Genomic DNA, 13,826 nt, shown 5'->3' on the forward strand with positions numbered 1-13,826 from the left:
ACTGTTTGCCGCGTTTAGATGATTGCGGCAGGCTGTTGACTTTTGGGACTGAGACAGCTTGGCTAAACTATTTCGTATGAATTACTGTTGGGCCTGTTATTGACACGCTTGATACTACACTAAAGTTTACTGCACCCTGGGGTTTCCTCAATGTATTTCCAGTTTCCCTGTGAAAAATGTTCCAAAAAGCTAAAAGTCCGCGATGAAAACGTGGGTAAAAAGGTTCGTTGTCCGTACTGCCATCATACGATGCTGGTCAAAAAACCTGAGACACCCGTTATCGATACTTCCATCGATGTCAACACTACCGGTTCAACCAGTGCCAGTAGCAGGCCTTCGAGTAGCAGTCGCGGTGGAAATAAGCATGTTTCCAGTGGCTGGGCCGATGGTACCGAAGTCAGCCTCTCGAAGAGTGGAATGATTGCCGTTGGGGCATCTGTCGCATTTATCGCGTTGATGTTCCCTTTCCGGAATTACTACCTGGGAGAGTTGTTTCTGGACCGGGGCTGGGTGCCATTTGCGCTGGTCTTTTTGATGAGTTGGTCTGCTACAATTCTGATTCTGAAATCCCGCAAACTGGCCAAACAGAAGGATTCAATGCTGTTTGATACGCTGCCTACGGATATTTCTGAAGAAATATCCGAGAAGACCGTTGCCCGATTTATTGAGCACGTCAAAAACCTGCCCGTAGATCCCCGTGAAAGTTTTCTGGTAAACCGGGTTTTACGAGGTCTGGAGCATTTCAGTGTCTTGAGAAGCAGTTCTGAAGTTTCCAACCGTCTGCAGTCTCAATCGGAAATCGATGCGACAGCCGTCGATTCCAGTTATACAATTCTCAAAGTCTTCATCTGGGCAATCCCGATTTTGGGGTTCATCGGTACTGTGATCGGAATTAGTGCCGCGGTCGGTGGCTTCTCTGGTGGGATGGATGATGCCACCGACATCTCTGCTTTAAAAGAATCTCTGGGGAGTGTGACTGGTGGTCTATCGACAGCCTTCGATACAACACTCGTCGCGCTGGTGATGAGTATGCTGGTCATGTTTCCCAGCAGTTCCATGCAGAAATCCGAAGAGGATCTGCTGAACTGGGTCGATGAATACTGCAATGAAAACCTGCTGAAACGACTTAAGGAGAGCGATCATGGTGGTGGCGGCGGTGATGAAAAAGATCATCGTCGTTTGATTCAGCGGACCATAGATAAAGCAATGGCGAACCATCATGCAGAATTACAGTCCTGGATTGAAAAACTGGAAGGGATCGGCAGTACGCTGTCACAGCAGGTTGTGAAATCCTGGGGTAAAATCGATGATAAAATTCGAGAGCAGCAGGAAGCACAACTGGCCGAGGTGCAAGAGGTGATGAAGCACCTGGAAAGCGTGGAAGAGAAAATGACTGCTCTCCAGTCTGCGCATTCAACACATCTGGAAAAGATGAACGGTGAAGCGACGGAAATGACCGCAGCCGCCGGTGTGCTGTCCCAGTCTTTTAATGGCGTGCAGCAGGGATTAAACGGCTTGAATACGGTTTTGACGAACCTGGGGGAAAAGCAAGTGCTGATTCAGCAGGTGGAGGCACCTCGCAAACGCTGGGGATTGTTCGGAAATTCGAAGAGAGTAAGGTAACGTGGGTAGAAAGAAGAAGGATAGTGAAGAAACGGTTTCCCTGTTTCCGTTTCTGAGTATTCTGGCGTGTGTGATTGGTGTTTTGACGCTGATGATCACCGCCATGGCGCTCAGTCAAATGGATCAACAGGATGAATCCTGGAAACGCGTCGAAGAATTCGAAAAAGATCAGGAGCAGATAACCGAGAAACAGCAGGAGCTGGAGCAGGTCCAGAGTCAGGTAGAAGATTTGTCAAAACTGAATCGTGATCTGATCCTGGCTTTAGAAGAGCTCAAAAAGCTGAAGCAGGAAAAAAACAAAATTCCGACGGATGTCAGCCCCGAGGAAAAGGTAAAGCTGCTGGCGGAAGCGAATCGTCTTGAAAAACGGATCACCGAAATTAAAGACGAACCGATGACGTTACAGAAGGAAATTGATAAGCTCAAAATCGAATTGAATAAACGGGAAAACCCGGTTGCCGCGGAAGTACGAATTCAGCCGGGAGGCTCAGGCGTAGACCTGAATCCCACGTTTATTGAATGTACCAAAAACGGAATCGTCGTTCTGGACGGGCCCGCGAAAGACCTGCATGTCCGTCGAGACGATCTCCGGAAGAGCCTGCCTTTCGTCGAGTTGCTGGATAAGATTGGTGCCCAGAACAAAGGGACTGTTATCTTTCTGATCCGGGAGGATGCGGTCTATACTTATAACATTGCGTCCAGTGTGGCTCGTTCCCGCTATTGTCCTAACGGCAAGCTGCCAGTGGAAGGGAACGGGAAAATTGATCTGAGTCGCTTTAAAAATGCGGCCGGTTAGTACAATTTATGAAAAACAAAAAGCTCTGCCGATCAATTCGACAGAGCTTTTATTATTAAATAATTATCTGTGCATCACTTTACTTTCGCAGGTCGTAACACATCAGTACATCCTGCTCTCGCAGGTAGAGCTTTCCGCCACAGACGACCGGATGAGCCCAGGCTTTGCCGAGAACCTTGTCAGGCCTGAAAGAACCTTTCAGTTTATAATCTTCAGTTGTGGCTTCCACCAGCGCGATCTCACCATTTTCGTAGCGGAAGATCAGGTTTCCATCTGCAAACAGGACAGCAGCTGAACCAGAACCTTCCCCGCGAATCTTTCCGCCCCAGACGACTTTCCCCGACTTGAGGTTCAGGCAGAGTGGAAATCCGTTGTTATGACCGTGCCCGCAGTAGATATGATCTTTATACAGGACCATGCCGCCATGGTGGTTTTGCAGGGTTTTGGCGTCGAGGAAATAAACCTCTTCCGCCTTGACTCCGTCGCCCTCTTTGGAGAGCTTCAATAGTGCGCTACCAGTACCGTAACCGGTTGAACAGAAGACATAATCGCCGGAGACAACGGGAGTTGGAATATTGGCCACTTTGTTGGCAACGGGATTATAATTCCATAACAGTTTGCCATCACTGGCTCGTACCCCAATGACTCCCCGACCGGTGAGCTGAACATACTGTTTGACGCCGGCTCCATTCGAAATCACGATGGAAGAATACCCGGCACCATCTTTGCCTTGTTCTCCCAGGTCCTTGACGGAAGTTTTCCAGACTTCCTTGCCCGTTGTTTTATTCAAGGCCACCATCATGGCATCTTTTCCACCCGGGGTGCATAAGACGAGATCGCCGTCGATCAGTGGGGATTCTGAAAAACCCCATTTGGACATCATTTTTCCGTCCCACTCGTCTTCAAAGTTTTTCTGCCAGATGACTTCCCCATCGGCGGTACTCAGGCAGAAAATCGCACCATTTGAGGCAATCGCATACAGGCGATCGCCATCGATGGAAGGTGTGCAGCGTGCACCGGGGTAACCATGTTCGGGATTCAGTTCGAGCAGGTTGGTTTTCCACAGGATCTTGCCATCATCGGTGTTAACTGCGATGACTGCCTGCCCCTCCGGGAGGTTTCCGGTTGTGAACAGCCGGTTATCCTTGATCGAAACACTGGCGTATCCTTTTCCCATTCCGCTGGCAGTCCAGATTAATTTGGGAGGTGTCGCATTCCAGTCATCAAGCAGGCCGGTATCGGCAGAATGGTTCTGGCGATCAGGTCCCCTCCACTGTTCCCATGAGTCAGACAATTTTGTTGGTTCCGTTGCTTTCACTGACAGTGAGAGTCCACAAACCAGTAGGGCGCCCAGCAGCAGGCGAACAGGCATCAGGTTGCTCATAATCGAATAGTCCTTTTTGAGATTTTCAGGCGAGGAGGGAATCCAGCCTGTGTCCAGGTTTACTGTAGCGTCTCCAGGGCATTTGGGGCCGGGTATCATCAGGTGAGAGACGCTGTGGTTTAATGGAATGCTCTTTAAGTTTGAGAGATCGCTGCTGTTTTTCAGTGAAGATTGATTCCGTAGACGCAGCAAAGATCTCTGGGGGTAAGACACGGACGCCTGTTAATTATATGCCCCTGTCTGAATGGCTGCAATCTATGTGGACAGAATCCTGGCCGTCAGGTTGCCAATTTCGAATCTCAGAAACTTTGAAAAAAGTGGTGTCCGGATAGACGCCGGTCTGCGACTGTTACAGCAAATCTCGGTTACCGGGACTGCGCGGTTGCTGCTACGATTCGTGAGTACAACTCTTCTCTGGAGATTTCGTGAACGCGAAAGACTTTCAATGCCGCTGTTTCCCCTTTGTATAACTCAATTTGCGATCGTTTCAGTTTGAGTGCTGACTGGATCACTTTGAGCAACGCTTTATTGGCTTTCCCTTTTTCAGGAACCTGTGTGACGCAGATTTTGAGCCTGCCATCATGAATTCCCTCAATCGCGTTTTTACTGGATCGCGGTTGTGCGCGAACCGGCAGAAGAATCGCAGTACCATCCATTTCCAGATTTAATGATAGATTCACGTTGCGTTCTCAATTCCCGGACGAGGTGCCAAGCCCTTCAAAGAGCGCACTGCCAACGCGCACGAGGGTAGCTCCTTCTTCAATACCCACTTCGAAATCACCGCTCATGCCCATCGACAGTTCCTGCAGCTTGATTTGTTCTGGAGAAATTGCCTGCAGAGAATCACGCAGCTCTGACAGCTCACGAAAGACCGGGCGTGCTGCTTCAGGATCATCCACATGGGGCGCCATCGTCATCAGACCGCTGATTTGCAGGTGACTATTCTGACAGAGAGACGGCCACAGGCGTAGCAGTTCAGATTTCTGGAATCCTTTTTTATTTGCTTCACCTGAAAGGTTTACCTCGATCAGAACACGTGGCTTCAGGTCAGATTCAGCAGCGATGCGATCGATGGTTTTCAGTAATTTTTCTGAATCGAGGGAGTGGATCAAATGACTGTATTGGATCGTTCGTCTGACCTTATTGCGCTGCAAGGGGCCAATGAAGTGCCAGTGTAAATCCGAAGAAAGGAGCTCGGCCCGTTCTACGAGTTGCTGGGTACGGCTTTCTGCCAGATCTCGACAGCCAAGTTTGATCAGCTCAGAGACCCAGTCCAGACGGGCATATTTGGTGACGCCGATCAGTGTCACCGAGGTGGGATCACGATCTGCCCTGATACAGGCTGCTCGGATCCGGTTTTGTATCTCAGTCAAATTCTTGTGCAGGAGGCCAGCGAGGTCTTCCATTACCGGTATGATTCCCGTTCACTACGATGAATTCGATTCATTGGTTCAGTTACTTGAGTTACTTGAGTTACTGAAGAGAAGCATCGAATCATATCTTTCCAGACTCTCAAAATCCAACTGAGAACCAAATTTCTATAATCGTTTCAGGTAATCACTTTACCCACAAAGCGAACCCCAAATTCCCAGAATTGTTCTTCCTGGATCTCTTTTTGCCTGACTATTTCTGAACGAAACCAGGCGATGTGTGAATCCTGGACTGGTATTCCTACCATGATATTGCTGCGATAGATCGGAAACGGGTAAATGAAAGAGAGACCGGACTGAGAGATCGAGCGAGACCAGACTTTAATAGTAGTGGATTCCTGGTCGTCGATCGCATCGCTGTCAGGCAATGAGATCCACACGATTCCACGAAAGTCTTTTCGCTCGTGCGCACGTTTTTCCGAATAGTGCAGACCAGTTCGCCGATCCATACGATCCAGTGTATCCAGAACGCGCGAGACCGCCCGGTTCTGTTTGACTGTATATTGATCCAGATTTATCAGACTCATGGGAGATACCCATCGCAGAAATGAAATGAAAAATGATGTTAACCTGATACGAGCAATGATCAGGTATGTTTCAGGAATACCACAACTATAGTTCTTGTTCAGATACAGTCAAATCCCTCCTGTTTATGAATCAATAAAATATGGTAGTTTGATATTACGTGGCCTTTTGTAAATATGTGTGCTTAAACAGTTTCCAGTTGACCTAGAAATTCCTGCAGTGATTTGACTTCCCCATTCAGGCATTCAATGAACTGTTCAGCGGCTCCGGCATTGCCAGAGTCTATGATATCTTTGACCGCATCTTTGATCTTTTGAGCCGGCGTAAATAAGTCGACAGCTTGATTGTTTCCCGAACCTTCTGGAGCCCCCATAACCATATCTTTTAATGTTTCCTGAAGTTCATCCTGATCCAGCGGCTTGAACATGATTTTGGAAACGCCCAGTTCCTTTGCCAGTTTGAGTCGTTGTACGTCTTTATCGTTGGAATTCTTTTCCAGTCGCAAAGCAGTCATTAGAATAAACTGCGGTGGTTCCAGCTGGCCATCGTCCGTGAATCGTTCGAGATGCTGGGCTTCTTTAAATAAATCAACCCCATCCATCCCCCGCATCATCAGATCCGTAATGACAATATTAATATCATTATCAGTTTTCAGTAGATTCAAGGCTTCAAAACCTGAGGTCGCTGAACAACATCGATAACCAAACTTTTCGATGAGTCTTGCATGAAAGTGACAGGAATAACCAACATCATCTACAACTAATATTTTCATTTTATCGACCTTTGGTTTAGAACCAGATTTAGCGGGTAATGTAGTTTTAATGGCATACTTGAGCCATGAGCATATTCAATTCACTGATTAATTCCTGCATTTCATTCTCTAATGCAGTGTAACTGATCGAGGCGTCCTGAAGTTGATTTGACTTTCCGTCGTCCTCCAGTGCCTGCAACAGCAGGTAAGGCTCTCCTTTGGTGTAGTTGGCAACGGCTCCTTTAAAGCCGTGTGCAGCAATGGCTAATGTCTCTGCCTCTTTTCTTTCGATTGCCAGACTGATTTCACACATGTGCTCAGGAATGATACTCAGAAACAGATCGATTAATTCGGCAAGAAAATCAATATCGCCAATGGCCATATCCAGAATCCGATCACCATTAATCAGACGCCACTCTCCTGCTGTGTTTGTAGTATTTGTTTTCGACATCTACATCCTTTCATACCGGGATAGTGCGCACTTCAAACCTTTAATTCTGGAAATGAAGTTTTGCCGTGGCACAATGGTTCTGAGAAAAATACAGCAGGCCTACAGGTAAGAGTAGTTTCTAATTTCTGCGATGTGGCTGGATCGTGGCAATCAGAAACAGGGGAAGGTGTTTTTTGTAGGAACTCTACAGTCTGTGCCGATTGAGAGAATAAAATCGGCAAGAAATTCAGCAAACTTTGTACTTCACTATGTTTCTGTTCCGTGGATGTATGATACTGTTTGAGGTATTTCCCTGTAGGTTATGACGCTGAAAATGGCACGGTGCATCAATTTCAACGGGAGAAAAACCGCAGTTATGACGGAAACAACACGCTTAGACTGGACAGAGTCTAGATTTGAAAATCATCGTCTGTTGCTGCAGGGTGTGCTAATTCTTCCAGAACTTCCCGGACCAGGCTTTCCGGGATTTCTTTAAAAACTTCCACACGGCCCAGGCTGGTTGGCAGGACAAATCGCAATTTGCCACCTACCGTTTTTTTATCGAGTTTCATACGGTCGATGATCTGGTCTGTCTCCAGTCGGGTCCCTTTCGGCAGCAGGACTGGTAAACCAAGGGCCTCCAGTAGATGGATTTGACGCTCTGTTTCCTGATGTGAAATCAGGTCCAGTTTCTCAGCAAGATAGCTGGCATAGATCATGCCGATGGAAACTGCTTCACCATGCATCAGCTCGCCGTATCCACAAAGCGCTTCAAATGCATGTGCAAAAGTATGACCGTAATTAAGAATTGCACGCAGGCCCGAACGTTCATGTTCATCCTGTTCCACAACTTCCGCTTTGAGTTCACAACTGCGGGCGATCACTTTGCGCAGCACATCTGAATCGCGCTGATTCAGCGCTTCGATATTCTGCTCAAGATAATGAAAGAAGCGGGAATCCAGAATCACACCATACTTCACTACCTCTGCCAGGCCGCTGCGGTAATCTCTGACCGGCAGCGTTTCCAGTGTTGATGTATCAATAAAAACGCCCAGAGGTTGGTAGAACGCTCCAATCAGGTTTTTAGCCTGGGGATGGTTCACCCCTACTTTGCCTCCCACAGAGCTGTCTACATGGGCCAGCAGCGAAGTCGGAACTTGGACAAAGGGAAGACCGCGAACATAAGTTGCTGCGACAAAACCGGCAGCATCACCCGTCACGCCGCCACCCACGGCGATCACTACGGTTTGCCTGTCTGCTTTCATGGCGACCAGTTTGTCATACAGGCTGGAAATCACTTCAAGCGATTTTGATTTTTCACCCGGTTCAATGATGGCCGTTTCAAACTTCCAGTCGTTTGATTTGAGGCTTTTTTCGATCGACGGAGTATGCAGGGGCGATAGATTCCTGTCTGTAATGATAAATGCCATCTTACTGCCATCTGCCAGCGCATTCCGGTAGGCGGGATTCTGGTTCATCCAGTTTTCCAATGTGTCTGCAAACTGATCAAACTGGTTGCTGACAACCGAAATATGGTAGCTGCGTGGCCCCAGAGCGACATTAACATCTAAACTATCAGACACAGTGTATCCTTCGTACTGGAAAACGGGTAAGCAGCCGAATGAAAAACCTGTTCAACAGAATTTCCAACCAGCTGATCAATGATGCGTCTATCGTAACTCTGTCGCGGGATGAAGTCACGTCGGATTGACTCAAATCGAGCAGTAGAAAAGGTTTTTCGGCAGCAGGCACGTGACAATCTGGAGTCGCCTGCTAAAATGTTACCGAACATGAAGATACCTGGTGACAGTCAGATTCAGTCGATGCAGGATCTGGTTCCCGTTCTCAGTCGTAGCGATGGATTTGCCGCAGTTACAGCAGCTCTGCGATCCGGACAGAGTGGGACCATTGACGGAGCCTGGGGAGGATCGTGCGCGCTGACGGCGGCAAGTATCGCTTCTGCTTTGGATTCCGTACTGCTGGTCGTGCTTCCACGTCTCTCTGAAATCGATGAATTTACGGGTGACCTGGCCAGTTTTCTGGGGATCAATCCCAAGATCTTTCCTGCGTGGGAGACTCTGCCCGACGAACATGACGTAGCCGATTCAGTGTTTGGCGCACGCCTGCGGGTGCTCAGTCAGTTACAGAAGTCAGTGGGGAAGCCTTCGACTCCCCAGGTGATCGTCACATCATTTCCAGCTCTGCTGCAGCCAGTACCGAGTCGACAACAGCGGCAAGAAGCGACGCGTCGAATTCAGGTCGGTGATGAAATCGATACAGATGACTTTATGAAATGGTTGCTGGAGCGTGGTTTTGAACGGACCACGGCCATTGAGCTTCCCGGTGAATTCAGTATGCATGGCGGGATTCTGGACCTGTACTCCCCGGATTCAATGCTGCCGATTCGTATTGAATTATTTGGGGATGAGGTAGAGTCCATCAGACAGTTTGATGTGGACACTCAGCGGACTCTCGAAACCTGTCAGCAGGTTGACCTGACATTGATCTCGCCCGTCCCCGCAGCGTCGGCCGACAGGCAACCACAAACTCCAGCCCGAGATGAGGATGGCACCGCATCTGAAAGCCTGTTGGATAATCTGCCACCCGATGCCTGTATCGCCTTGGTAGAACTCCCCGAGTTGATTGATGAAGGTAAACGTTATCTGGATCGTCTGGAAAATCCGCGTGGTCTGTTCAGTGTGCCGGCTACCATGTCGCGCTGTACTGATTTTCCCTCAGTGACCATTGCACCGATCTCTGCAGAATCGACGGAAATTTCCTGTCATCTGCAGATTGAATCTGTAGAGCGGTTTACCCGGGCCAAGTCGGAAATGCTGGAAGAACTGGCAGCAATTACCGGTCCGCAGGATACCGTCCTGGTCTGCTGTCATAATCAGGGAGAACAGGACCGTCTGCAGGAACTGCTGGAAGAGTCCGAACTGGATCTCTCCCAGCGAGTGAAAACCTGTATTGGCAACCTGGCGCTGGGATTTCGTATCGTCCCCGAACATCTGGTAGTACTCAGTGATCATGAGCTGTTTGGACGTGCTGATATCAGGCACAAGCCTCGCAAGCGCAAAGTTGAGAGCCGGGCGATCGACAGTTTTCTGGATTTGAATGTGGGTGATTTCGTCGTTCATCTTTCGCATGGAATCGCCCGTTTTCGTGGTTTGGAACTACTGGAGAAAGAAGGGTATCGGGAAGAACATCTCTCCCTGGAATTTCGTGATAAAGTGCAGATGTACGTGCCTGTTTCACTGGTGCATCTGGTTCAGAAATACATAGGTGGTGGCAAGCATGTGCCCCAATTGTCAAAGCTGGGGACGAAAAGCTGGGCCAGCAAGAAGGAAAAAGCTGCTGAAGCGGTCCGGGATATGGCCAGTGACATGCTGCGCCTGCAGGCGCAGCGATCGGGACAACCCGGAATCTCATATCCTCCCGACAGCCACTGGCAGAAAGAGTTTGAAGCTGCATTTCCCTACACGGAAACCTCCGACCAGTTGCACGCCATCAGCGATGTTCGTCATGATATGGAACGGCCACAGCCGATGGATCGACTGATCTGTGGCGATGTTGGTTATGGAAAAACAGAAGTTGCCATCCGTGCTGCCTTCAAAGCCATTGATGCCGGCAAACAGGTTGCCGTCCTGGTGCCGACCACAGTGCTCGCGGAACAGCATACCCGAACCTTCAGTGAGCGGATGGCAGAATATCCGATTAGCGTTGAAGGGTTATCCCGTTTCAAGTCAAAAAAAGAACAGCGGGCGATTCTGGAAGGAATGGCGACCGGTAGTGTTGATCTGGTGATAGGCACGCATCGTCTGATCCAGAAGGACGTCAAGTTTAAAGACCTGGGACTGTTGATAATTGATGAAGAGCAACGGTTCGGTGTGGAAGCCAAAGAGATGCTGAAGCGTCTGCGGCTGCAGATCGATGTGCTGACCTTGAGTGCAACCCCCGTGCCGCGCACACTGCATATGTCCCTGCTGGGGATTCGTGATATTTCCAATTTGATGACAGCGCCCCGTGATCGTGTTCCGATTGAAACACGAATCACCCGCTTCGATCCGGAGCTGATTCGTCATGCGATGGTCCGGGAATTGAACCGCAATGGGCAGGTTTATTTCGTGCATAATCGCGTGCATGATTTGCAGAAATACGCCGATCGAATCCAGCAGATCGTACCGGAAGCGAGTATCGGGATCGGTCACGGACAGATGAAAGAAACGGAGCTGGAAGCAGCGATGTTGAATTTTGTGTCTGGTAAGGTGGATATCTTTGTCTGCACGACGATTATTGAGAGTGGTCTGGATATTCCCAATGCCAATACGATATTTATTCATGATGCGGGGAACCATGGATTATCCGATCTGCATCAACTGCGGGGGCGCGTGGGGCGGTCACACCATCGGGCCTATTGCTATCTGCTGTTGCGCGATGGGCAGCTTCTGACTCCGATTGCTGCGAAACGCTTAAAAGCGATTGAAGAGTACAGTGAACTGGGGGCTGGCTTCAAAATTGCGATGCGCGATCTGGAGATTCGCGGGGCCGGAAATATCCTGGGGACCGAACAGAGCGGGCATATTGCAGCCGTCGGATACGAACTGTATTGTCAGTTACTGGAAAATGCCTGCAGAAAACTGAAAAATGAGCCCATTCGCGAGCATCATCATGTGGCAATCGATCTGCCTTGCACTGCATATCTGCCTTCTGACTATATTCCTCCCGGTCGCATTAAAATCGAACTCTATCGTAAACTCTCAGCAGTTCGCTCCATCGAGGAGTTGAACGCTCTGGAAGAAGAAATGGAAGACCGCTTCGGCCCCATTCCGCATCCTGCGCGACAATTATTGATTTTGAAAGAATTACAAATTCTGTCACAACGCTGGCAAGTTGACAGTATTCGGCTGGAAAATAACTTTGCTGTATTGGGCTATCGAGACAAAAATCACATATTGGCATTGTCAAAAAGCAATCGGGATCGGATTCCCGTTCGGATCGTGGATCAGAAGTCAGCATACATTCCATTGCCGATTTCTGCTGAGAATACTGAAGAGGTGATGCAGGAACTCAAAACGGTATTGCAACAAACTTTTGATCCGTCCTATAATCCTGCAACATCGCCCTGACCAGTTCAAAGGATGAACCCTGAAAAGGTTCATTGGTTACTGAAAAGGGTGTTGTAGATCTTGAAAGCAGTCTGTTTCCCTTCCTTACACCTCCTTTGTAATTCGGGCTGATCTCAAAATCTAACTACTGATTGTCTCTCAAATTCCCGGTAAATAATTCGTTCATCATGCAGGATGCATCTTGATGCGCTACGCGCAAATATATTTATTGATGATTGCTGTACTCAGCATTACAGGGTGTGAAACGACTCCCAAAGTCGACAACCCGGTGCTGGGACCACCCCCTCCACGTCTGGAATCCGCGCTGAAACAGCAGAAGCTGGAACACACGCAGATGGCGAGTCGGTCTCAAGACAGAAAAAATATTCTGGAAGGTGACTTTGAGGAATCGGACAACCCGTTCGAATCGTCTGTTATCACGGCCTCCTCAAACTCTGATACTTCCACAGCCAGTGTTATCGATGAATCAGTCGAGGAATTAACAGACAGTACTGTGGTGGCAATGGTCAACGGGACCCCGCTATTCACCTCAGACATCATTGGCGTCTATGACTTTCAACTGAAGCAGGCAGAGCAGCGAATGCCGCCTGAAGAATACCAGAAACTGCGTAGAGCCCTGGTGAAACGTGACCTGAAAAATCATATTGAACGTCAGTTACTGATTCATGAGATGAAAACCACGCTCAAAAAAGAACAGCTGGAAATGCTTCAGGAGCACCTGGAAAAAGCCTTTGAAGAAGAAAGAATCCCGGAACTGCAAAAAAGTGTGGGGGCCGGTTCTCCCCAGGAACTCGAAGATAAACTGAACCAGCAGGGCCGATCGCTTTATTTTGAAAAAGAGATGTTCATGAAGCAGCAGTCAGCTCTTCAATTTATGTCTGTCAAAGCGAAAGCAAAAAATGACTTCAGCCGTGAAGAGGTACTGGCACGTTACAAATCCAATATCCAGGATTATGCATACCCCGCCAAAGCACGCTGGCAGCGAATTCGTATCAGCTATGCAAAACATGGTGGAAAAGAAAAAGCCGTTGGAGTCCTGGATGAAGTAATTCATAAACTGCAGGCCGGTGAAGATTTTGGTGTTCTGGCTGAAAAGTATTCCGACGGACCACGGGCAGAAAAAAAAGGACAATGGGGCTGGACCGGTCGAGGCAGCCTGGCTGAAAGCGAAGTTGAAGCGGCATTGTTTGAGCTGCCGATTGGACAGACCAGTCAGGTCTTCGAGACAGATAATTCGTTTCAGATCGTAAAGGTGATCGATCGGAAAGAGGCGGGACATACACCGTTTGCTGATGTGCAGTCCAAACTGGAACAAACAATGGTGAATGATGCCCGTATGAAAGCGACCAGGGAAACCCTGAGCAAACTATACGATAAAGCGATCATCGAATCGATGTTTGAATATGAAACGGAAGCTGAAACAATTACAAATTAAGTGGCTTTGTGAAAAGCAAAAATGAAGCTCACATTAAGATTTGCTTCATGAAATACAGAGTGAAAAAGTATTTTGAAAACCATTCAAATTAAATTGAAAAAATTGTCAAAATCATATTGACCTGAAAACGACAAATCGATTATTAACCGCACACACTTCTCTCTACTCTCAAAAATTCAAATCACACTATCATTTCTCTGACAATCGTTTGTTAAATTTTGCCCTGGGCAAACATTCAATAGCGTTTCGTTTTTCTGGAATCCTGGTTAGTCCTGCAAAACTCGTATGGCACTAAATCCAGAATTCGGACTAAAATCCTACCC

At 48.2% G+C, this 13,826-nt stretch carries 11 protein-coding genes; 4 read left to right on the plus strand and 7 right to left on the minus strand.

The features are described 5' to 3' along the window. The first annotated feature begins 150 nt into the window (after positions 1-150). Complete coding sequence (locus tag ACN0YH_RS19210; protein WP_417381204.1) at positions 151-1,623, plus strand: MotA/TolQ/ExbB proton channel family protein; 1,473 nt, start codon at positions 151-153, stop codon at positions 1,621-1,623. 1 nt (position 1,624) lies between these two features. Next, a complete protein-coding gene (locus ACN0YH_RS19215) occupies positions 1,625-2,419 on the plus strand; it encodes a hypothetical protein (RefSeq protein WP_417381205.1) in 795 nt (264 codons plus the stop codon). Between the two features lie 79 nt (positions 2,420-2,498). Here the strand turns inward: ACN0YH_RS19215 and ACN0YH_RS19220 are convergent, their stop codons facing one another. The 7 genes from ACN0YH_RS19220 to aroB form a co-directional block, all read right to left on the minus strand. Then, the gene (locus tag ACN0YH_RS19220; RefSeq protein WP_417381206.1) at positions 2,499-3,803 is read right to left on the minus strand and encodes a PQQ-binding-like beta-propeller repeat protein; all 1,305 of its coding nucleotides are present in this window, start codon (positions 3,801-3,803) and stop codon (positions 2,499-2,501) included. Between the two features lie 365 nt (positions 3,804-4,168). Next, entirely contained in the window at positions 4,169-4,483 is a 315-nt protein-coding gene (locus tag ACN0YH_RS19225; protein WP_417381207.1) for a DUF167 domain-containing protein, read from the minus strand. 9 nt (positions 4,484-4,492) lie between these two features. Next, positions 4,493-5,209, minus strand: coding sequence for a YggS family pyridoxal phosphate-dependent enzyme (locus ACN0YH_RS19230; protein WP_417381208.1), 717 nt, complete (start codon positions 5,207-5,209; stop codon positions 4,493-4,495). Between the two features lie 143 nt (positions 5,210-5,352). After that, the gene (locus ACN0YH_RS19235) at positions 5,353-5,760 is read right to left on the minus strand and encodes a hypothetical protein (protein WP_417381209.1); all 408 of its coding nucleotides are present in this window, start codon (positions 5,758-5,760) and stop codon (positions 5,353-5,355) included. A gap of 182 nt (positions 5,761-5,942) precedes the next feature. Further along, positions 5,943-6,530, minus strand: coding sequence for a response regulator (locus ACN0YH_RS19240; protein ID WP_417381210.1), 588 nt, complete (start codon positions 6,528-6,530; stop codon positions 5,943-5,945). Between the two features lie 46 nt (positions 6,531-6,576). After that, entirely contained in the window at positions 6,577-6,960 is a 384-nt protein-coding gene (locus tag ACN0YH_RS19245; RefSeq protein WP_417381211.1) for a hypothetical protein, read from the minus strand. Between the two features lie 389 nt (positions 6,961-7,349). Beyond that, a complete protein-coding gene (gene aroB / locus ACN0YH_RS19250) occupies positions 7,350-8,522 on the minus strand; it encodes a 3-dehydroquinate synthase (RefSeq protein ID WP_417381212.1) in 1,173 nt (390 codons plus the stop codon). Between the two features lie 195 nt (positions 8,523-8,717). On the opposite strand from aroB, the gene mfd reads away from it, so the two are divergent. After that, the gene (gene mfd, locus ACN0YH_RS19255) at positions 8,718-12,068 is read left to right on the plus strand and encodes a transcription-repair coupling factor (RefSeq protein WP_417381213.1); all 3,351 of its coding nucleotides are present in this window, start codon (positions 8,718-8,720) and stop codon (positions 12,066-12,068) included. Between the two features lie 184 nt (positions 12,069-12,252). Next, entirely contained in the window at positions 12,253-13,503 is a 1,251-nt protein-coding gene (locus ACN0YH_RS19260; protein WP_417381214.1) for a peptidylprolyl isomerase, read from the plus strand. The last annotated feature ends 323 nt before the right edge of the window (positions 13,504-13,826 follow it).

This window comes from Gimesia sp., assembly GCF_048262075.1.
Taxonomy (GTDB): domain Bacteria; phylum Planctomycetota; class Planctomycetia; order Planctomycetales; family Planctomycetaceae; genus Gimesia.

Bases quoted from the DNA above. Each gene is read 5' to 3' on its own strand.
- ACN0YH_RS19240 (WP_417381210.1), bottom strand. From the start codon at position 6,530: ATGAAAATATTAGTTGTAGATGATGTTGGTTATTCCTGTCACTTTCAT.
- ACN0YH_RS19235 (WP_417381209.1), bottom strand. From the start codon at position 5,760: ATGAGTCTGATAAATCTGGATCAATATACAGTCAAACAGAACCGGGCG.
- ACN0YH_RS19220 (WP_417381206.1), bottom strand. From the start codon at position 3,803: ATGAGCAACCTGATGCCTGTTCGCCTGCTGCTGGGCGCCCTACTGGTT.
- ACN0YH_RS19245 (WP_417381211.1), bottom strand. From the start codon at position 6,960: ATGTCGAAAACAAATACTACAAACACAGCAGGAGAGTGGCGTCTGATT.
- ACN0YH_RS19260 (WP_417381214.1), top strand. From the start codon at position 12,253: ATGCGCTACGCGCAAATATATTTATTGATGATTGCTGTACTCAGCATT.
- ACN0YH_RS19210 (WP_417381204.1), top strand. From the start codon at position 151: ATGTATTTCCAGTTTCCCTGTGAAAAATGTTCCAAAAAGCTAAAAGTC.
- ACN0YH_RS19230 (WP_417381208.1), bottom strand. From the start codon at position 5,209: ATGGAAGACCTCGCTGGCCTCCTGCACAAGAATTTGACTGAGATACAA.
- mfd (WP_417381213.1), top strand. From the start codon at position 8,718: ATGTTACCGAACATGAAGATACCTGGTGACAGTCAGATTCAGTCGATG.